The 18,474-nt window shown below is 48.8% G+C and carries 18 protein-coding genes; 13 read left to right on the forward strand and 5 right to left on the reverse strand.

Annotation, left to right across the window (positions count from 1 at the left end):
* Positions 1-13: 13 nt before the first annotated feature.
* The 6 genes from AB1L17_RS17425 to AB1L17_RS17450 all read left to right on the forward strand — a co-directional run bounded on the left by AB1L17_RS17425 (position 14) and on the right by AB1L17_RS17450 (position 6,475).
* Entirely contained in the window at positions 14-961 is a 948-nt protein-coding gene (locus AB1L17_RS17425) for a carbohydrate ABC transporter permease (RefSeq protein WP_412845959.1), read from the forward strand.
* Positions 962-979: 18 nt separating this feature from the next.
* On the forward strand, positions 980-1,807 hold the full coding sequence (locus AB1L17_RS17430; protein ID WP_412845958.1) for a carbohydrate ABC transporter permease: 828 nt from the start codon (positions 980-982) through the stop codon (positions 1,805-1,807).
* Between the two features lie 24 nt (positions 1,808-1,831).
* Entirely contained in the window at positions 1,832-2,794 is a 963-nt protein-coding gene (locus AB1L17_RS17435) for a GNAT family N-acetyltransferase (protein ID WP_412845956.1), read from the forward strand.
* 30 nt (positions 2,795-2,824) lie between these two features.
* Complete coding sequence (locus AB1L17_RS17440) at positions 2,825-4,411, forward strand: glycoside hydrolase family 3 protein (protein ID WP_412845955.1); 1,587 nt, start codon at positions 2,825-2,827, stop codon at positions 4,409-4,411.
* A gap of 41 nt (positions 4,412-4,452) precedes the next feature.
* Positions 4,453-5,376, forward strand: coding sequence for an N-acetylmuramic acid 6-phosphate etherase (murQ, locus tag AB1L17_RS17445; protein ID WP_412845954.1), 924 nt, complete (start codon positions 4,453-4,455; stop codon positions 5,374-5,376).
* 163 nt (positions 5,377-5,539) lie between these two features.
* Complete coding sequence (locus AB1L17_RS17450; RefSeq protein WP_412845953.1) at positions 5,540-6,475, forward strand: cation diffusion facilitator family transporter; 936 nt, start codon at positions 5,540-5,542, stop codon at positions 6,473-6,475.
* Between the two features lie 60 nt (positions 6,476-6,535).
* Here AB1L17_RS17450 and AB1L17_RS17455 read toward each other — a convergent pair whose 3' ends face one another.
* Complete coding sequence (locus AB1L17_RS17455) at positions 6,536-6,862, reverse strand: DoxX family protein (RefSeq protein WP_412845952.1); 327 nt, start codon at positions 6,860-6,862, stop codon at positions 6,536-6,538.
* A 109-nt stretch (positions 6,863-6,971) separates the two neighbouring features.
* Here AB1L17_RS17455 and AB1L17_RS17460 point away from each other — a divergent pair, with 109 nt between their 5' ends.
* A complete protein-coding gene (locus AB1L17_RS17460; protein WP_412845951.1) occupies positions 6,972-7,673 on the forward strand; it encodes a Crp/Fnr family transcriptional regulator in 702 nt (233 codons plus the stop codon).
* Between the two features lie 80 nt (positions 7,674-7,753).
* Here AB1L17_RS17460 and AB1L17_RS17465 read toward each other — a convergent pair whose 3' ends face one another.
* Both AB1L17_RS17465 and AB1L17_RS17470 read right to left on the reverse strand, forming a co-directional pair.
* On the reverse strand, positions 7,754-8,422 hold the full coding sequence (locus AB1L17_RS17465) for a hypothetical protein (RefSeq protein ID WP_412845950.1): 669 nt from the start codon (positions 8,420-8,422) through the stop codon (positions 7,754-7,756).
* A 174-nt stretch (positions 8,423-8,596) separates the two neighbouring features.
* The gene (locus AB1L17_RS17470) at positions 8,597-8,791 is read right to left on the reverse strand and encodes a YgaP family membrane protein (RefSeq protein WP_412845949.1); all 195 of its coding nucleotides are present in this window, start codon (positions 8,789-8,791) and stop codon (positions 8,597-8,599) included.
* 151 nt (positions 8,792-8,942) lie between these two features.
* On the opposite strand from AB1L17_RS17470, the gene cuyA reads away from it, so the two are divergent.
* Positions 8,943-9,947: a D-cysteate sulfo-lyase gene (gene cuyA, locus AB1L17_RS17475; protein WP_412846020.1), complete on the forward strand. Its 1,005-nt coding sequence runs from the start codon at positions 8,943-8,945 to the stop codon at positions 9,945-9,947.
* Between the two features lie 85 nt (positions 9,948-10,032).
* On the opposite strand, the gene AB1L17_RS17480 is transcribed toward cuyA, so the two are convergent.
* A complete protein-coding gene (locus AB1L17_RS17480) occupies positions 10,033-11,286 on the reverse strand; it encodes an MFS transporter (protein ID WP_412845948.1) in 1,254 nt (417 codons plus the stop codon).
* A 190-nt stretch (positions 11,287-11,476) separates the two neighbouring features.
* Positions 11,477-12,001 carry a DinB family protein gene (locus AB1L17_RS17485; protein WP_412845947.1) on the reverse strand — a complete coding sequence of 175 codons (525 nt, stop codon included), beginning with the start codon at positions 11,999-12,001 and terminating at the stop codon, positions 11,477-11,479.
* Positions 12,002-12,161: 160 nt separating this feature from the next.
* Between AB1L17_RS17485 and AB1L17_RS17490 the strand changes: the two genes are divergently transcribed.
* From AB1L17_RS17490 to AB1L17_RS17510, 5 genes are all read left to right on the forward strand, one after another.
* Positions 12,162-13,460 carry a hypothetical protein gene (locus AB1L17_RS17490; protein ID WP_412845946.1) on the forward strand — a complete coding sequence of 433 codons (1,299 nt, stop codon included), beginning with the start codon at positions 12,162-12,164 and terminating at the stop codon, positions 13,458-13,460.
* 234 nt (positions 13,461-13,694) lie between these two features.
* Positions 13,695-14,912: an MFS transporter gene (locus tag AB1L17_RS17495; protein ID WP_412845945.1), complete on the forward strand. Its 1,218-nt coding sequence runs from the start codon at positions 13,695-13,697 to the stop codon at positions 14,910-14,912.
* Between the two features lie 25 nt (positions 14,913-14,937).
* The gene (locus AB1L17_RS17500) at positions 14,938-16,359 is read left to right on the forward strand and encodes a M20 family metallopeptidase (protein ID WP_412845944.1); all 1,422 of its coding nucleotides are present in this window, start codon (positions 14,938-14,940) and stop codon (positions 16,357-16,359) included.
* Between the two features lie 19 nt (positions 16,360-16,378).
* Positions 16,379-17,362: a glutaminase gene (locus AB1L17_RS17505; protein WP_412845943.1), complete on the forward strand. Its 984-nt coding sequence runs from the start codon at positions 16,379-16,381 to the stop codon at positions 17,360-17,362.
* A 137-nt stretch (positions 17,363-17,499) separates the two neighbouring features.
* Positions 17,500-18,465 (forward strand): PfkB family carbohydrate kinase, encoded by a 966-nt coding sequence (locus AB1L17_RS17510; protein ID WP_412845942.1) that lies wholly within the window; start codon positions 17,500-17,502, stop codon positions 18,463-18,465.
* Positions 18,466-18,474: the final 9 nt, after the last annotated feature.

Genomic DNA, 18,474 nt, shown 5'->3' on the forward strand with positions numbered 1-18,474 from the left:
ATGTGTGCCAACCATGCTAGAGATGCAGACCAAGCAACAGCTTAAGCCTGCTGTGAAAAAAAGAAAATGGTTGGATAGCGAGGGGAGATGGGGACTGCTCCTGGTCTCCCCCTATCTCATCCACTTTCTCGTGTTCGTCGTGGGGACATCAGTGGCTTCACTGTACTTCAGCTTTTCCGACTACGATATATTAAATCCGCCCAAATGGACTGGCTTGGACAACTATGAAAAGCTGCTTGAAGACCCGCTGTTTTATCGCGCGCTATGGAATACGGTTTACTTTACGATCCTGTACGTACCGGCCAAAACCTTTTTGGCACTGTTGTTAGCTGTTGCCCTCAATCAAAAGCTAAAGGGTCTGAAATTTTTCCGGATGGTTCACTTTTTGCCGGTCATCTCCTCGTGGACGGTGATCGCGTATGTAGCGGATGCGGTGTTCAACCAACGGATCGGCTTTGCCAATGCCTTTTTGTCCAAACTCGGGATCGCTCCGCAAAACTGGCTGATTGATGAAATGTGGGTCATTCCGGTATTGGTGCTCATCGCCATCTGGAAGTCGGTCGGCTACATGATGATTATTTTTCTCGCTGGACTGCAAGGAATATCGTCTGAAATGTACGAGGCAGCCTCGATTGATGGAGCCAACGCCTGGCAAAGATTTTGGCGGGTGACGGTCCCGATGATCTCAGGAACGACGTTTTTGGTCGTCATCCTGAACACGATCTACTCCTTCCAAAACTTTGAACAGATTTTTGTCATGACCGGCGGCTCTACGGAGGCAGGCTCGACAGGTGGTGCGAACAACGCCAGTCTCGTCCTGATGCTTTTCATGTTCCGCCAAGCATTTAGCTTCTTCAAAATGGGCTATGCATCTGCTATTGCGTGGGTGTTGTTCCTCATTTTGCTTGCCATTACGTTGATTCAATTCAAGCTGCAGAAGAAATGGGTTCACTATGATTAGGAGGAAAAGGAGGTAGCCATGCAAAAGCGTTTTCCTCTGAATAAAATCGTGGGTTACCTGTTTGTCATCGCCAGTGCCTTGATCATGCTCGTCCCGTTTTTGACGACGGTGTTTAACTCACTGAAAACTTACAAACAGTACATGCAATTCCCACCAGAATGGCTGCCTAATCCTGCACAGTGGAGCAACTATACTACCGTGTGGGAACAGGCGAATTTCAGCAGCTATACGATCAACAGTCTGATTGTCGCGGTTCTTTCGGTGGTAGGGGCGCTGCTGTCGAGCTCGATGATAGCCTTTGCCTTTGCCAGGCTGCGCTTTCCTTTCCGCGATACACTGTTCATGATCGTGCTGGGAACCATGATGATTCCGGGGATCGTCACGATTATCCCGCAGTTTATTATCTTTAAAAATTTGGGACTGCTCGACACATTAGCTCCGTTGTGGATTTTGGAGTGGCTCGGACAGCCATTTGCCATCTTTTTAATGAGGCAAGCTTTCCTGAATATCCCGAAGGATTACGAGGAAGCGGCCAAGCTGGATGGCTGCAATCCGTTCCAGATTTACTGGCGGGTGTTTTTGCCGATGTGCAAGCCTTCTCTGGCGACACTGGCGGTCTTTACGTTTATGGGGAAATGGAATGAGATTTTGGCGCCGGTCATCTATCTGATTTCGGATGAGAACTTTACCTTGCCGATCGGAATTTTGTCGCTGAGCGGTCAGTACAAGACAGAGGATCAATTGCTGGTAGCAGGGGCTTTGATCAGCTTGATCCCGATTTTGATCGTGTTTTTGTTTGCCGAGAAATATTTTGTGGAAGGCTCCAAAACCTCTGGATTGAAATAGGACGGAAGGAGGCTACGGTCCAATATGCAATACGTATCCTGGGACGATCAATATGTGGATGCACTTTGCGAGCTGTGGAATCAGGAGTTAGGTGATCGCTTTCCAATGCGGCCCGAGCTCATGCGACAAAACAGCTTCGAAGATCAGAATGTAGTAAAAGCCGGATCGTGGATGGCGATTGATCCTGTGACGCAGCGTCCAGTCGGTTTTATCGTGGCCAAGTGCTGGCAGGAAAAGCTCGACATTCAGCTGGGAAAAGGCATCGGCTGGCTGCAGGTTTTGCTCGTGGCTGATTCGTATCGCGGGCAAGGGATCGGTCGTGAATTACTGGGAAGGGCAGAGGGAGCGTTGCGGGAGCAGGGTGTGGAAAAAATCCTGCTGGGGCGTGACCCGTATCATTATTTCCCAGGCATACCTGATGAATCCGCGGACGTAAAGGCATGGTTTCAGAAACAAGGGTATCACTCGGAGGATCGATTGGAGAACGATCTGTTAGCGCAGTATCCCGATCAAGAGGAGCTGGCGCTGCCGGAGATACCAGGTAGCTGCTTTCGATTGTTGACGAAGGCGGACCAAGATGCATTCCTGTCCTTCTTGCATCGATGCTTCCCCGGACGCTGGGAGTACGAAGCCATTCATTATTTTCAGCGAGGAGGAACCGGACGCGAATTCGTCGTCGTGGAGCGGCAGGGAGAGATCATCGGTTTTTGCCGGATCAATGATGCCGAATCTCCGTTTATCGCACAAAACGTGTACTGGGCACCTCTGTTTTCGGAGGGGCTGGGCGGCATCGGGCCGTTGGGGGTCGACGCGGCGTACAGAGGACAAGGCCTGGGACTGGCGATTGTGGAGGCGGGCATTGTGACCTTGCGCAAGCGCGGCATTCAAAACATCGTCATTGATTGGACGACGCTGGTCGACTTTTATGAGAGGCTCGGATATCGCAGCTGGAAGCAGTATGCGAAGTACGGCAAAGCATTCTCGTAAAAGGATCAAGTCGTTAGGAAGGAGGATTCCATGCAAGCCGAACATATGACTGTGGAACAGAAGGTCGGGCAGCTCCTGATGATCGGTTACCCGACGATGGATATTCCCATAGAAATGGAAACATGGATCAAAAAAAAGCAGATTGGAAACGTGATTCTGTTTAGCCGCAATATTGGAACACCGGAAGAGACGTATCAGCAAGTACGGAAGCTCCAGAGCTGGGCGTATGAGTCTTGGCATTCCTATCCGCTATTGATCGGGACTGATCAGGAAAATGGCGTGGTTTCTCGTCTGCAAAAAGGCGCGACACGTTTTCCCGGGGCAATGGCTTTGGGTGCGACAGGCAATCTCGATCAAGCCAAGCGTATTTATCAGGCAACAGGCGAGGAGCTGCGTGCAGCTGGCGTTTCGGTTAATTTTGCCCCGACGGTCGACGTGAACAACAATGCGTACAATCCGGTCATTGGCGTGCGATCCTTTGGGGAAGCGCCAGAGCAGGTGGCGAGGTTTGGTGAGGCAGCCGTTCAAGGCATGCTTGCAAGTGGTGTCATTCCCTCCATCAAGCATTTCCCTGGTCATGGAGATACGAGTACCGATTCTCATGAAGCCATTCCCGTGCTTGGACATGATCGGAAGCGATTGGAAGAGGTCGAGCTCGTTCCATTCCGGCGTAGTATCGCGGCTGGCGTCCCGATGGTCATGGTAGGACATATCAGTTTGCCCAGTGTGGATGGGTCAGGCTCACCTGCCACGTATTCCAAGGAAATCGTGACGGGGATATTGCGCGAGTCCCTCGGCTTTGATGGGGTTGCGATTACGGATTGCATGGAAATGGCTGCGATCGCAGGTACAATTGGCGTTTCAGAAGCAGCGGTGCGTTGTGTGCAGGCTGGAATCGATCTCGTGCTCATTTCTCACACACATGAAGTACAGCAAAAAGCGTATGACCGACTCGTAGAAGCAATCCATTCCGGCGAGCTGTCCGAAGAGAGAGTAAACGAAGCGGTAAATCGCGTGCTGCGACTGAAGCAGCGATTTCTTTCCTGGGAGACATGCTTGAAAGAAAGAGGAGCGTCCTTTGACAGGGGAGAACATGCGGCCTTGGCGCGGGATGTGCTCTCGCAAGCCATTACGTTAGTCAAAAATGAGAATCAGTTGATCCCCTTTATGAAAAACAGTCAGCCGCTCGGTGTGATTTTTCCAGGTGTTACCAATCTCACCTTGGCAGAAGACGCCCAGACAGGATCAGTCGATCTCTTCGCGTCTCTGCGAAAATATTGTGACGTGGAATACCGTGTCCACTCTTCGCTCGACCCGACAGAGAGTGAAGTAGAGTCAGTGGCGTCTGCTTTTGGCTCCATGGAGCACATCGTCGTCTTTACGTACAATGCACATATTTTTAAAGGTCAATCACGACTGGCAAATCGACTTGTGGAGCAGGGGAAGAAGGTCGTGGCTGTCGCATTGCGAAATCCGTATGATCTCATGGATATGCAGGAGGTCGATGCGTACCTCGCTGTTTACGACCACACACACCAAGCCATTGAGCTTGTGGCAGACATTTTGTTTGGGGAACAAAAGGCAGCCGGACATCTTCCTGTCAGCCTGTTTCCATAGGAAAAAGAGAAGACGAGTGTAAATGGGTGGGAGGAAACTGGATGAAGTTTCAGCTGCGCGATTTGACGACAGAAACAAGAAATCTCCGTACGGAAGAGCTGGATAAGTTCTCGACCATGGAGATTATCCAGATTATGAATGAGGAGGATAAAAAAGTAGCGTTTGCCGTAGAGAAGGAGTTGCCCGCAATTTCAGCGGCAGTGGACTTGATCGGAGAATGCCTGGAAAACGGCGGTAGACTTTTTTACTTCGGCGCAGGAACGAGCGGGAGACTGGGATTGCTGGATGCAGCAGAATGCCCTCCGACATTTGGTACGGACCCTTCATTGGTGCAGGGAGTCATTGCAGGAGGGGAAAAGGCTCTCGTCAGAGCTGTGGAAGGAGCCGAAGACGTTGAGCAGTATGGGCGGGAAGACGTGATTGCTTATGGCGTGAAGGCAGGCGATGCAGTGGTCGGAATCGCGGCAAGCGGGCGCACTCCATATGTGATCGGAGCGTTGGCGGAAGCAAGAAGTCAGCAGGCAAAAATAATTTCGTTGTCCTGCAATCAGCAGGCGCAGATCAACCAGGGTGTGGATGTGGCCATCAATGTAGTGGTAGGCCCGGAAGTAGTGACAGGCTCGACTCGATTGAAAGCGGCGACGGCACAGAAGATGGTGCTAAACATGATCACGACCGCATGCATGGTTCGGTTGGGGAAAGTGTACAAAAATTTGATGGTCAATGTGCAGGTAACAAATGAGAAGCTGAAGGAACGGGCAAAGCGGATCGTGGCAGAAGCGACCAATGTCTCTATCGAGGAGGCCGACGTACTGCTGCAGCTGGCAGCCGGTGACGCAAAGCTGGCGATCGTGATGCAAAAAACCGCGTTGCCAGCAGGAGAGGCAAGTGTCTTGCTCACGCAGTATAAGGGAAATATACGACGGATTTTGGAAGGGAAAAACAATAAGGAAAGCTCAGCCTGATCCTTTTGGATGAGGCTTTTTTTGTTTTGATAAGCCCCACTGGTAATGAAAATCACTTGTATGATCCATAAAATGTTCATTTGAATATCGGCAAAAAGGAGGTTATGATTACATTAATTATTACATTGTAATTTTTATAAATTAATGAACAGAGGTGATACGTATGAAGATGGAGGAATATCATCATCTTGATCACGTAAAGGAACAGCAAACATCGAAGAAAACACTGTGGGTTACGCTCATATTAACGTTGTTTTTTACGATCGTGGAGGTTGTGGGGGGCTTGATGTCCAATTCACTCGCGCTCCTGTCTGACTCAGCTCATATGATCTCAGATGTCATCGCATTGAGCTTGAGTATGACCGCTATTTATATGGCGACTCGCAAGCCGAATAAGAAGTACACATTCGGGTTTCTCCGTTTTGAAATTATCGCTTCGTTCTTGAATGGCTTGGCCCTTGCCGTGATTTCGATCGGGATTGTCATTGAAGGGATCAAACGGATGATCAATCCACAAGACGTAGATTTGCAGTTGATGCTGGTCATTGCTTCGATCGGCTTGGTAGTGAACATCGTGTTGACCATCGTACTTAGCCGCAGTATGAAGGAAGAAGACAATCTCAATGTAAAAAGTGCACTGTGGCACTTTATTGGAGATTTGCTCAGCTCCGTCGGTGTGATTACCTCGGCGATTCTCATTTACATGACAGGCTACTATTTGTTCGACCCATTGATCAGCTTGGTGATCGGGGGAATTATTTTTACAGGCGGCGCCAAAATCATCCGCGAATCGCTCTTGGTGTTGATGGAATCTGTTCCTGAGCAGTTTGATCTCGATCAAATTCGTCAAGACCTTAGTGAAGTAGAAGGAGTAGAAGATGTTCATGAGCTGCACCTGTGGGCGGTATCCACAGAGCACTACTCGCTGACAGCGCATGTGTTCGTTCGTGAAGGCATCCAGCCGTATTGTGTCATTCTGGCGATTAATCACATCCTGCAAACGAAATACGGAATTGACCACTCGACGATTCAGATCGAGCACCCGACGATCTTGGATCATGGGGAATACGGGAAGAAGTTTTTGCTTCAGCAGGCGTAGAGTTGATGAGAAAGAGGCTAGTCTCCAAGGCAGTTCTGGAGATAGCCTTTTTTTGTTAGACTATATCCAAAGGAGAAGCAACGAGCAGGCCAGCATAAACACGGCATTTATCGCCATGATCGGCTTGTGCTTGGCCAGAAAAAGATGCGCATGTATGGCACCGAGCATGAGGGCGGCAAACAGGGCGCAAGCGAATTTTACTGCAACAGGAATCCAAAAGGCGCTAACCACGCCAATGACCCCGATGAGCTCAAGTGAAGCAACCACGTCCATAAACCAGAGCGGATACCTGTATTCCTTCCAGTGTTGGAGCATTGATTGTGCACGTGAAAACTTCATCCACACAGAGATAGAAAACATCAAAGCCAGAATGAGTTGAAGGATCATCAAAAGGCACTCCTTTGTTCTTTCGAAATTCATTGCTTAACAAGGAGTATAGTGTGAGGAAGGCATTTACTATGTAGTTCAGCCTACAGAGAGCAGGAGGAAGTACACTGTGATCGATAAGGAGAAGTTTTTATCCCGTATCAATCTGTTTCAGACGTTAAGCGAAGCGGAGCTAGCACAGTTGGAGCCCGTTACCCCTATGGAGATCTTCAAAAAAGGAACGATTATTTCCTCCCCTCTCCTGGAGCGAAAAAGGCTGTTCTTGATCAAGGCAGGGACGGTTCGCTTATACAAGCTGTCCGCCGATGGAAAAGAGCTGACCGTTGATCTGCTCGGCACGGGTCATATTTTTGGTGAAATTGGCTCCTTTACGATTACGACAAACATGTACGCCCAAGCGTGGGAAGATTCGGTGATTTGTTCCATTGATAAAGCACATTTCGAACAGCTGATGCTTGAGAAGCCGCAGCTTGCCTTGCATTTTATCGAGATTGTCTCGAATCGTTTACAAGAGGTAGAAGAGATGCTGGAGCTCATGGCGTACGGTAGTGTGCGACAGCGTCTTCTGTATTTGCTAGTCAAGCTGTCCGAGAAATATGGGGGTGAACGCCAGGCTGATGCACCAGAATGGATCGAGCTGGCAGTGAGTCTCACGCATCAGGAGCTGGCTAGCATGATGGGGTGCATTCGCGAAACAGTTACGGAGATGCTCCACGAGCTAACAGCGGAAGGTATTGTAAAGAAGACTGGTCTGCGTAAGCCATTATGGCTGCATCAGGAACGATTGAGAGAAGCACTGGGGAGAGTGTAGATACTATCGAGGTTGCAATGTAGCCAATCAGTAAAAATCCCGTTGCCCTATCAAAAGGGAACGGGATTTTTGCTCGTCATTTAATCCGAAACAATGATCTCGACTGCTTCGGAGACTTCATCGTATTTGTTCTTGGCAGTGATATTGATTGTGAATTTTCCGGCTTTTTCGGCTTTGAAGAGTACCACTTTCTTGTTTTCATTGTTGGCGCGCTTGGTGTAAAGCTCAGTAACCGGCGTGCTGTAAGTGAATGTCGGAGTTGATTTTGAACTGTAGGTAATGAGAATAGGAACTTCTTTGCCTGTTTTGACATGGATGGTGTTCGGTGTGACATTCAAGGTAATTTTGTTGGGATCCTTAATCGAAAGGGTTGCAGTTAGTTCTACTTTCTTTTCTCCTTCAAAGCTTTTGTGTGTAGCTTGGAAAGCGAGCAAGTAAATACCTTTGGAGGTAGGCTTGAGGTAACCTGTAGTCGTATAGGTAGCTTTGGTTTTGCTATGGGTAGTTCGAACACTGGTGACCTTATCCTTGTCATTGCCACCAATTGTTCTCACCAAAAATTTGGCGTCGGAAATCTGCCCAGCTGTTTTTGTTTCTACGGTTAGCTTAATAGATTCACCAGCATTGTAACTTCCTTTTAATTCTACAAACTTCGCCTCATAAGCTGCAGGATTTGGAGCAGCAAAAGCACCGCTTGACATGGTTAACACCATGGCTAAGGCGATGGCAATTCGCAGTAGTGTTTTCATAGATTTCCCTCCACTATTAAAATTGGGTGATAGCCCATGGTGAATATTATCCCTATTATACCTGTTTTTTACAATTACAAAATGTATAAATTTTCGACAAAATTTTTTGAAAAGAACGCCCCAAAAAATAGAGGCGTTCCGAGCCCAAGCTTATTCACTTTCGAGACAAGTGAATTACGACTCAATCTTGCAGGAATTCATTCCGAAAAGGCGATAGAGAAAGCAATTTTGGGTCAGTGCCGTATAGAGTAACGGAATACCCATCAATGCGAGGTACTGATAACCTCCTTCTAAAAAGAAGAACAAGGAAAGAAGCGCTAGCCCAGCAAAGACACGAAAAATTTGATCAAGCCTACCTACATTTTTCATGATCAGCCCCCCAATTACTGTGGTTTACGAGACTCATTGTATCGGGCAATCTTATATTTGCCTGTAACAAAGTCACATAATGGGAAGGAATTCGTTCATGTCAAAGCGTATGAATACCCAATTACACTCCAAATCGAAGGGAAGTAAGCGCATGAACAATATCCGTTTCCAGCGTAGAATTTACACACACGGACATACGCCGATCGAGAGACTGGACCGACTTTCCACAGAGCTGGGAGGACCGACGATCTCCATCAAGCGGGACGACATGCTTGGCCTAACAGCAGGGGGCAACAAGACACGGAAGCTGGAGTATTTGGTGGCTGCGGCGATCAAGCAAGGAGCAGATACGCTAATTACGTGCGGAGCAATACAGTCCAATCACTGCCGATTGACTCTGGCTGCGGCGGTTCGCGAAGGCTTGCGCTGCCAGCTGGTTCTATCTGCGCCTGAGACGGGCGACTACAATTCACAGGCGAGTGGCAATCATCTGTTGTTTCACTTGTTGGGGGCTGAAAAAATCGAGATCATTCCAGCAGATGGAGATTTGCTCGCCGCTATGGACGTGCTAGCCGATGGCTTGAGTAAAGAAGGCAGGAAACCTTATCTAATCCCGGTTGGAGGCTCCAACGAAGTCGGGTCATTGGGATACATGGCTTGCGCGGAAGAAATCGAGCAGCAAGCATGGGAAACGACTACTCCGTACGATTATGTCGTAACGGCAACGGGTAGTGGTGGTACCCAAGCGGGTTTGCTTGCGGGATTTATGGCGCGTCAGTCCAACACGCAGGTGATTGGGATTAACGTCAGTCGCGACCGGGCTGCTCAGGAAGCGAAGGTGCTGGATTTGCTTCGCAGTACAGCGGCATTGGTCGGTTTGCAAGGGGATATTCGTGCAGAAGCAGTGCAGTGCGACGACCGATTTGTAGGTCCAGGCTACGCGATCCCGACAGATGGCATGATTGAGGCTGTTCAGCTGGTTGCACGGACAGAGGGGATTTTGCTAGATCCGGTCTATACGGGAAAGGCAATGGCAGGATTGATCGGCTTGATTCGCGAAGGGCGTTTTAGTCGGAACGATCACGTGCTATTCCTACATACGGGTGGTGCGCCAGCACTGTATACCGTTCCGCAGCTGTTTTTGCCATCCAAATAGCGCAAATGAATAAAAGACAGCGGAAGTCTAGGACGTACATTCACGTCCATAGTTACCGCTGTCTTTTTAAAGGGAAGCTGACAGTCTATTGCTTCAACGTGCCTTGATCTGCCACAGCATCGGGGGTGTCTACCTGTTGCATCAGCATACGCATGGAAAAGACGATTCCTAGCGTGGCCATTACCAAAAGGCCTGCCAATACAAGGTACCCGACTGCTGCACCGGTTGAATCAAGCATGATCGTAAATAGAGCGAGTAATAGCAGCCGCATGCATGTACCAATCGACCGAAAGAAGCTCAAGACCCTGCCCATAAAACGGTTAGGCAGCAGTTCCATATAAATGGACTGTCTGATCAGTCTGGTTGATACATTGCACCAGCCCATAAACGCAGAGAGCAACACAAAAACTGAGCCTATTGGGATCACAACGGTCACTACAAGAGCAATCGCCATCAAGATATAATTCGCTACCATATAAGGAAACGCACCGATTTTTCCACGAAACCAAGTAAGCAGAAATCCGGCCAGCACTGCGCCTATGGAATACGTAACCTCTCCCATGGAATAGATCGCCACATCTTCCTCCAAAACTTGGCTAACAAAGATAGGATTAAGAAGGTTCGTCAGCATAACGGCAAGGAATGGTATCAGCGCAGCAATTCCGAATAAAATAAACCCTCGTTTTTCTTTGATATAGACCCAGCTCTGCTGAAATTGCGCCACCCAGGATGTTCGGGGGGACTTCTCTGTTTGTTTTTCTTGGGTAAACACATAATCGATTCCGGTCAAGGAGAGAAAAGCGATCAGATAGGTCAAAGTGTTAAGGATCAGCACGATATGCAGACCGTATTTCCCCAATAGCATGCCTGCGAAAGCTCCTGCGAGGACCAAAGCGGTCTGGTTTTGAATTTCCAAGGTAGAATTGATCATATTATAGTGCTTTTGCTCAAATGTTTCCTGTATGAAGGCTGACTGTGTCGGTTCGTGAACCTGAAACATGAACATCGATGCCAAAAAGACGAGTACCATCATCCACTCTTGATAATTCCCCCAAAATCCCCAAGCCGCTACTAGAGCGAGAACGGTGAAGCCGCCTAGCTGTTCCAGCTGTAGAATGGCCTTGCGGGAATAGCGGTCAATCAATGTACCTGAATAAGGTCCGATGAGCAGTGTCATGATCGAGGAGAGAAGCATGGTGGTACCAAGTAGGCTGGCTCGGCCTGTGGATTCTACCAAATACCAGGATATCCCGATCATGGTCATCCCCTGGCCAAAGCCTGAAAACAAATTGGAAAGAAACAGCTTGCGAAAATTGCGATTGCGAAAAATCTCGTTCACTCTCGTCACTCCCTTTTTCATAATTGGCCAGATGAGCAGCCCTATTACAAACATAAAGGAGCCTGATTATTCACGAGGGTCACCCTTCATCAATAATCAGGCTCCGGGACGTTCCGAGAGCTCTTTATGAAATCTTCTACCATAAATCGTATCACTTTTTTCTGACGTCGGCAATATCAAGAACCAAGCGTTACTTATTCAAGATTCCTAAATATTCCCGCCAAGGTCCAACATCCTCTGTGTACCGCTTGGCCATGACACGTACGATTTGTGCCATGTGGGTTAAATCGTGAACCACCCATGTAGAGAGCAGCTCTCTTGCCTTGACTACGCCAAATGCAGGGTGTATCCCTGTTAATTCAAGTAGATTTTCACGTTCAATGAGAGCTTGCAGCTTGGTTATATTTTCTGTTCGAAGCGTTTTGAATTCCTGTAGCTTTTGTGCGAACGACCTTTCCGACGACGCCTGTAAGTGAGCGTAGCGATCAAAAGGGGGAAAAGGTTTACTCTCTCCCTCTTGAAGAATGATCTCCAGGCGCGGGAGCCAATTCGTTTTCTCGGCCTCTATGAGGTGTTCGATCACTTCGGTGGCATGCCAGGTGCCGTCGCCTTCATTGTGCAGCAACCAACCATCCGATAAGCCCGTTAAAAAATACTCCAATGCTTGTGGCGTACGCTCTAGAACCTCAATCGCTTCATTCAGATTAACATTCATCAGACGACTCCTTTCGGTATGGAATCCGGAGTTATTCGCCCTTCACCAACGGCATCCCTGCCATTTTGTGAGGAGGAGGGTGGATTTGTGCCAGAGAATACGTATAGAATGGTTCGTAGGAAAGCTTCGTATAAATAGAGCGCAGAGGTTGGATTGATAGATGTTTAAAATCGGTGTGGTTGGTCCCGGACAATCGGTCGAGAGAATTATTGCGATTGCGAAGGAATTCGATGAAGGAATGAATTTTATTCCATATATCTATACAGAAACGAAAGAGACAGAACAAATCGTATTGGAAAATGACCAGCATGTGGATCATTGGCTTTTTTCCGGACCACTTCCGTACTTGATTGCCAAAAATGTATTGGACGATGACAAGCGGATGGAACATATTTATCCAACGGAAGCCAGCATTTATAAAGGTTTTTTGGAAGTGGTCTACGCCCAGAAAAAACTGGTGGAACGGGTCAGTATCGACATGCTGTTATCTACGAAATTCATGGAAGAGTCGTTGCGCAGCAGCAATTTATCCATAAGCGAGCTGTATATGAAAACATTCGAGGCCACGATTGATCCCAATGAGCTGCTTGAATTTCATCTGGCACTATGGAATCAGAAAAAGACAGACGCAGCCATGACCTGCTATCCGACTGTCTATCAATCGCTGGTAGATGCAGGTATCCCGGCATACTGGATTTCGCCTAGCAATATGGACATTCATCAAACCGTACGCGTGTTTGTCGAGAAGGTGCGTACATCTTATTTCAAGGATACGCAAATCGGGATCGAGATGATCGAGGTCGAGCAATTCGATAGAATCAAGGAGGGCGCGAAGACCCCGTATCACTTGCAATATTTGGAGCTGCGTATTAAGGAAGCCTTGATCAAGCTGTGCGAGCAAGTAGACGGATCGCTTCTGGAGCAAGGGAACGGCCGATACGTCATCTTCAGTACGCGTGGGACGATTCACAGGGAGATTCCTACCTTGCAAAGCACAGTGGAGTTATTGGCGAAGGAAGCAGATACGACGGTCGCAGTGGGAATCGGTTTTGGAGAGACGGCGTTTGCAGCAGAGATGAATGCCCATCGTGCTCTGCGCCAATCGAAGGAAAAAGCAGCGCGAGATATTGTCATGATTCAGGATGATGGAACGATCGTAGAGTGGGTCGGTCAGGAAGAGGAGCTCATCTACTCGTATCGTGCCGACGATGATGAGGTTTTGGAAAAGCTGAAAAAGGGAAACATCAGCGTCAAAAGCTATAAAAAGCTCGATGCCTTGCTGCAAAAAATGGGCTGGACCGATTTTACAACAAAGGACCTGGCCAAATATTTGCAAATGAGCGAGCGAAATGCCCAACGTATTGTAGCGGATTTGTGCGCGGTTGAGTTGGCGGAATGCTCGGGGGAGGAATCGCAATCGACGCGCGGAAGACCCACCAAACGATATCGACTTTTGTAAGCACCCTGTTACGGGTGCTTTTTTCATTTGATAGAAGTCAAAATGCTAAAAAAAATCGTTGCCAATAGTCTCAACATTTCGTACAGTGTATATAACGACATGTCGCAATATATGCGGTAAATAAAAATGCTTGGCCAATTTTTGCGGATCGTCAGTCATCGAACGAGATGAATGCGCTTTCGCCAAAATGAAAGACTAGCTTTGGAACACATCTAGAAGGAGGTATCCACACATATGGTATCAGCACGCACGAGAAACTGGATATTAGCGCTACTCTTTTTGGGCTGGGCATTAGGGAACCTGGATCGATACGTCATGAACTATGCGATTTTATCGATTACAGAAGATTTGAGCCTCAGTGCTTCATCCACCGGGCTATTGCTCAGTAGTTTTTTTGCTGGCTATGCGATCATGCAAATGCCAGGAGGCTGGCTGGCAGACCGATTTGGTGCCAGAAAAGTACTCATCGCTTCTGTTGTGATGTGGTCTATTTTTACGGGGCTGACCGGGGCCGCTTGGTCGATGGCTTCGATGATTCTCATCCGCTTTCTGTTCGGGATTGGTGAAGGGGGCTTCCAACCAGCCAGCTCGAAAATTATCGCCACCATTTTTCCTGTAAAGGAACGCTCGCGTGCGATGTCCGTGATGCTCTCCTCTAGTGCGATTGTGGGGCTTTTCTCCCCGATTTTATCCGTTTGGATGATTCAAACCATGGGCTGGCGAACCATGTTCGTCGTCATTGGAGCAATTGGCGCAATCATTGCCTTCCTGTTCTGGCGCTATATTAAACTTCCACAAGCAGAGTCTGCAACGAATACAGCTGGCTCCGATCAACCAAAAAGCTCAGTGGCTATGCTGTTTAAAACACCTTTGCTATGGAGTCTGTTAATCGCTTACTTTAGCATTTATGCAGTAAACTGGGGCCTCGTAACCTGGATGCCAACTTACTTGACCAAAGTTCGCGGGCTGGATATGATCTCACTCGGCTGGCTGCAAACCATTCCAGGCTTCGCTACGTTGGTAGGGATTTATGTGAGCGGCTATGTGCTGGACAAGCTGCCAAAAGGTCGCGAAAAGATTATTGGCAGTCTCTCCTGTGTGGTAGTCGCGGTTCTCTTGTACTTCATGTTTACTGCATCGAGTGTGACGATGTTTATTACGTACCAAGCGATTGTGTCGCTGTTCCTTTCCTTTGTCATCATTCTGCTTCCGTCAGTCGTCCTGAAAAATCTGCCGTCCAGAGTAGCCGGAACAGGCATGGGCATCGTGAATACAGGTGGACAGCTCGCAGGCTTTATCACTCCGATGGCAATCGGTTTTATCGTAGAAGCGTTTAACGGTTCATTTGATGCAGCGTTCTGGATGCTGATCGGCTTTGCAGTCATCTGCATCGGCGCACTTTTATCGTTGAACTATGAAAAAGGAGAGCTGTTGAAGCAAAACGCCGCTTAAACAAATAGAGAAAGGAGCGTATGAGATGAGCAGGACAGAGATCATTTCTACGTTGATTGAACAAAAAAGAGACGCGTTTATTCGCGTTAGCGATAAAATTTGGGAAACGCCAGAGATTTACTTCGAAGAGCATCAATCTGCCGAGTACTTGTGTCAAGCGTTGGTAACAGAAGGCTTTCAAGTGGAGAAGGGAATCGCCGGACTCGAAACAGGCTTTGTTGCCAGCTTCGGCAGCGGGAAGCCAGTAGTAGCGATCTTGGGCGAGTATGATGCATTGGCAGGATTGAGCCAGCAAAAAGGCGCGATCCATCATGAGCCGATTGTCACGGACGGTCATGGGCATGGATGCGGACATAACCTCTTGGGTGCCGGAGCGCTGGCAGCAGCGGTTGGCATCAAGGATTATATGGAGCAAACAGGCTTACAAGGAACGGTTCGTTATTATGGGTGCCCAGCAGAGGAAGCGGGCTCTGGAAAAGCGTATTTGGCTAAAGCAGGCGTGTTTGCTGACGTAGATTTTGCGCTCTCCTGGCATCCTGCGACAGCGCCAAACATCATGAACATCAGCTCGCTTGCCAATTACTCGGTTCGTTTTCAATTCCACGGAAAAAGCGCGCATGCAGCAGCAGCTCCGCATTTGGGACGCAGTGCTCTGGATGCCGTAGAACTGATGAACGTAGGCGTGAACTACATGAGAGAGCATATGATTCAGGAAGCACGGGTTCACTATGCGATTACGAATGCAGGTGGAATTTCGCCAAACGTAGTCCAGCCATTTGCTGAGGTCGTGTACTTGATTCGCGCTCCGAAAAAGCAGCAGGTGAAGGATTTGTACGAGAGAGTATACGACATTGCACGAGGAGCTGCCCTCATGACGGGAACTACCATGGAAGCGGTGTTTGAAGGAACGGCTTCTGACCTCGTGCCGAATACGGTATTGGCTAAGCTCATGCACAAAAATCTGGTTGAAGTCGGTGTACCTGCGTACGATGACGCAGATCAGCAATTTGCCAAACAAATTCAGGCGACGTTAACCCCAGAAGATATGAGGGCTTCGTTGTTCGGTTTGGACCGTGAAACGGCGAAGCAATTAAAGGACAAAGCGATTGCGGATGTGATCGGGCCGCTTTCCACGCACGAGTTTACGCTCGCCGGGTCTACGGATGTGGGAGATGTCAGCTGGCAGGTTCCGACGATGCAATGCATGACGACATGCTGGGCACTGGGAACGCCTTTCCATACGTGGCAGGTCGTTTCACAAGGGGCTATGCCAATCGCACACAAAGGAATGCTGCAAGCAGGGAAGGTCATGGCTGCTACAGCGATCGAAGCGATGGAAAATCCGACATGGATCGAACAGGCAAAAGCCGAATTGCAGGAACGTTTGGAAGGGGAAGAATACTTCTCGCTCATTCCTGACGATGTTCAACCACCTCAAAAAGCATAAATCGACGGTGAAAAGGAAGATGGTTAGTCAAGTGGTGCAGCAAACAAGAAGTATTGAAACAGACTGCTTGGAACAATGGATCGAGCAATATCGCGGGGAATCGAGCAAGGGCAAATGCGCTGCCTATATCCCTGCTTTGAAAAAGGCTGATCCCACACAGCTAGGTATTTGTGTAATAGGACCCGATGGTCAAGTCAGCAGAGCAGGTAATTACGATGCTCCATTTACTTTGCAAAGCATCTCAAAAGTCATCAGCTTCCTCGCTGCTTGCAACCATCACGGGATTGAGAACGTATTGGAGCAGGTGGATGTTGAGCCTACCGGAGACGCATTTGATTCGATGGTTCGTCTGGAAATGCATAAACCGGGAAGACCTTTTAATCCGATGATCAATGCAGGAGCCATCACGGTTTCTTCCTTGCTGGAGGGGAACTCGACGCAGGAAAAATTCCTGTCCTTTCAACACTTGGTTGAGCGCATGACAGGACGCAAGCATCAGATTAATGAGGAAGTGTATCGTTCGGAATGGCAAACGGCGAATCGGAATCGTTCCCTCGCCTACTATCTGGCGGCTACCGGCTTTCTTGCCTGTGCGGTGGAGGATGCTTTGGACGTGTACATCCGACAATGCTCCCTGGAAGTAACGGCAGAGGACATCGCGAAAATCGGCTTGATTCTTGCTCATGATGGCTATGACCCAATACGCAAGAAACAGCTTTTTGGAAAAGAGCTGGCTCGTGTAACCAAAGCGCTGATGGTAACGTGTGGCATGTACAACGCTTCCGGCAATTTTGCGGCTTTTGTGGGCGTGCCAGCGAAAAGTGGCGTGTCAGGAGGCATTATGGCTGCTGTACCTCCGCGAGGGCGTTATGGGAAGCTGCCTTTTGCTGGGGGCTGCGGTATCGGTGTGTATGGTCCGGCGATTGACCAGTATGGAAACAGCGTTGCAGGGGTGGCGCTGCTCAAGCATATGGCAAGTGCGTGGGATTTGACGATCTATTAAAAGGATGGCTAGAGATCACAGATTATGTCTGGATCTTTAGCCTTTTCTTTTCATCAACATACAGCACCTGACTTTCATTGGCAAAGAAAGGAACCTGTGACATACTGGAGCTATCACGTTCATCGGAGGAAATCAACATGGTAGATGTGGTTGCATGTGGCGAGTTATTAATTGATTTTACCCCTGTACAGCAGAAGGAAAAGCCGGGCAGTGTTGCATTTGAGCAAAACCCTGGAGGAGCGCCTGCCAATGTACTTGCAGCTCTGTCGCGCTTCGGGAAGCGGACTTCCTTTATCGGTGCGGTGGGAAACGATGTGTTTGGGCGTTTTTTGCAACAGACCTTGATCCGACAGAATATTGGCACAGAAGGGCTCGTACTCATGGAGGAAGCGCCTACGACATTGGCCTTTGTCCATCTCGATGAGACAGGCGATCGTTCCTTTCACTTTTATCGCAATCCAGGGGCAGACATCATGCTGCGGGAGCAAGACGTGAACGAGGCGTTAATTGTACAGGCTGCCATTTTTCATTTTGGTACCTTGTCCTTGACGCATGAGCCAGCCAGATCAGCGACCTGGAAAGCCGTTGCGTACGCGAAAAAGCATCAGCGACTCCTATCATTTGACCCGAATATTCGAGCGTCCTTATGGGGGGATTTGGAGGAAGCGAAGGCAATGGCCCTCAAAGGTATGGAGCAGGCTGATATCGTCAAGCTGTCCGAGGAAGAGCTCGCTTTTCTCATGGGGAGCGACGATGTTGAGGAAGCGACCGAGTCGATGCTTGCGCAGTATGATCTGCAAGCTGTCTTTGTTACGTTGGGGGAAAAGGGTTGCTTTTACCGCACACGAAATTATTTCGGTACAGTCAGTGGATTTCAGGTAGCGGCGATCGATACGACCGGGGCCGGAGACGCGTTTGTAGGCGGGCTGCTCTACCAGCTTCTTGAGGCGGGGGAAAGTATGCAGGATATTCCACAAGTGAAGCTTGCGGACATGGTGCGCTTTGCCAATGCGGCAGGTGCGCTAACGACAACACGGACCGGCGCCATTCCCGCCATGCCTGCGCTGTCTGAGGTCAAAAGCTTCATGGAAGCAGTACGGTAGGAGGGAAGA

Source organism: Brevibacillus jepli (assembly GCF_047229145.1).
In the GTDB taxonomy this organism is placed as follows: domain Bacteria; phylum Bacillota; class Bacilli; order Brevibacillales; family Brevibacillaceae; genus Brevibacillus.

Bases quoted from the DNA above. Each gene is read 5' to 3' on its own strand.
- AB1L17_RS17425 (WP_412845959.1), top strand. From the start codon at position 14: ATGCTAGAGATGCAGACCAAGCAACAGCTTAAGCCTGCTGTGAAAAAA.
- AB1L17_RS17430 (WP_412845958.1), top strand. From the start codon at position 980: ATGCAAAAGCGTTTTCCTCTGAATAAAATCGTGGGTTACCTGTTTGTC.
- AB1L17_RS17435 (WP_412845956.1), top strand. From the start codon at position 1,832: ATGCAATACGTATCCTGGGACGATCAATATGTGGATGCACTTTGCGAG.
- AB1L17_RS17440 (WP_412845955.1), top strand. From the start codon at position 2,825: ATGCAAGCCGAACATATGACTGTGGAACAGAAGGTCGGGCAGCTCCTG.
- murQ (WP_412845954.1), top strand. From the start codon at position 4,453: ATGAAGTTTCAGCTGCGCGATTTGACGACAGAAACAAGAAATCTCCGT.
- AB1L17_RS17450 (WP_412845953.1), top strand. From the start codon at position 5,540: ATGAAGATGGAGGAATATCATCATCTTGATCACGTAAAGGAACAGCAA.
- AB1L17_RS17455 (WP_412845952.1), bottom strand. From the start codon at position 6,862: ATGATCCTTCAACTCATTCTGGCTTTGATGTTTTCTATCTCTGTGTGG.
- AB1L17_RS17465 (WP_412845950.1), bottom strand. From the start codon at position 8,422: ATGAAAACACTACTGCGAATTGCCATCGCCTTAGCCATGGTGTTAACC.
- AB1L17_RS17470 (WP_412845949.1), bottom strand. From the start codon at position 8,791: ATGAAAAATGTAGGTAGGCTTGATCAAATTTTTCGTGTCTTTGCTGGG.
- cuyA (WP_412846020.1), top strand. From the start codon at position 8,943: ATGAACAATATCCGTTTCCAGCGTAGAATTTACACACACGGACATACG.
- AB1L17_RS17485 (WP_412845947.1), bottom strand. From the start codon at position 12,001: ATGAATGTTAATCTGAATGAAGCGATTGAGGTTCTAGAGCGTACGCCA.
- AB1L17_RS17490 (WP_412845946.1), top strand. From the start codon at position 12,162: ATGTTTAAAATCGGTGTGGTTGGTCCCGGACAATCGGTCGAGAGAATT.
- AB1L17_RS17495 (WP_412845945.1), top strand. From the start codon at position 13,695: ATGGTATCAGCACGCACGAGAAACTGGATATTAGCGCTACTCTTTTTG.
- AB1L17_RS17500 (WP_412845944.1), top strand. From the start codon at position 14,938: ATGAGCAGGACAGAGATCATTTCTACGTTGATTGAACAAAAAAGAGAC.
- AB1L17_RS17505 (WP_412845943.1), top strand. From the start codon at position 16,379: ATGGTTAGTCAAGTGGTGCAGCAAACAAGAAGTATTGAAACAGACTGC.
- AB1L17_RS17510 (WP_412845942.1), top strand. From the start codon at position 17,500: ATGGTAGATGTGGTTGCATGTGGCGAGTTATTAATTGATTTTACCCCT.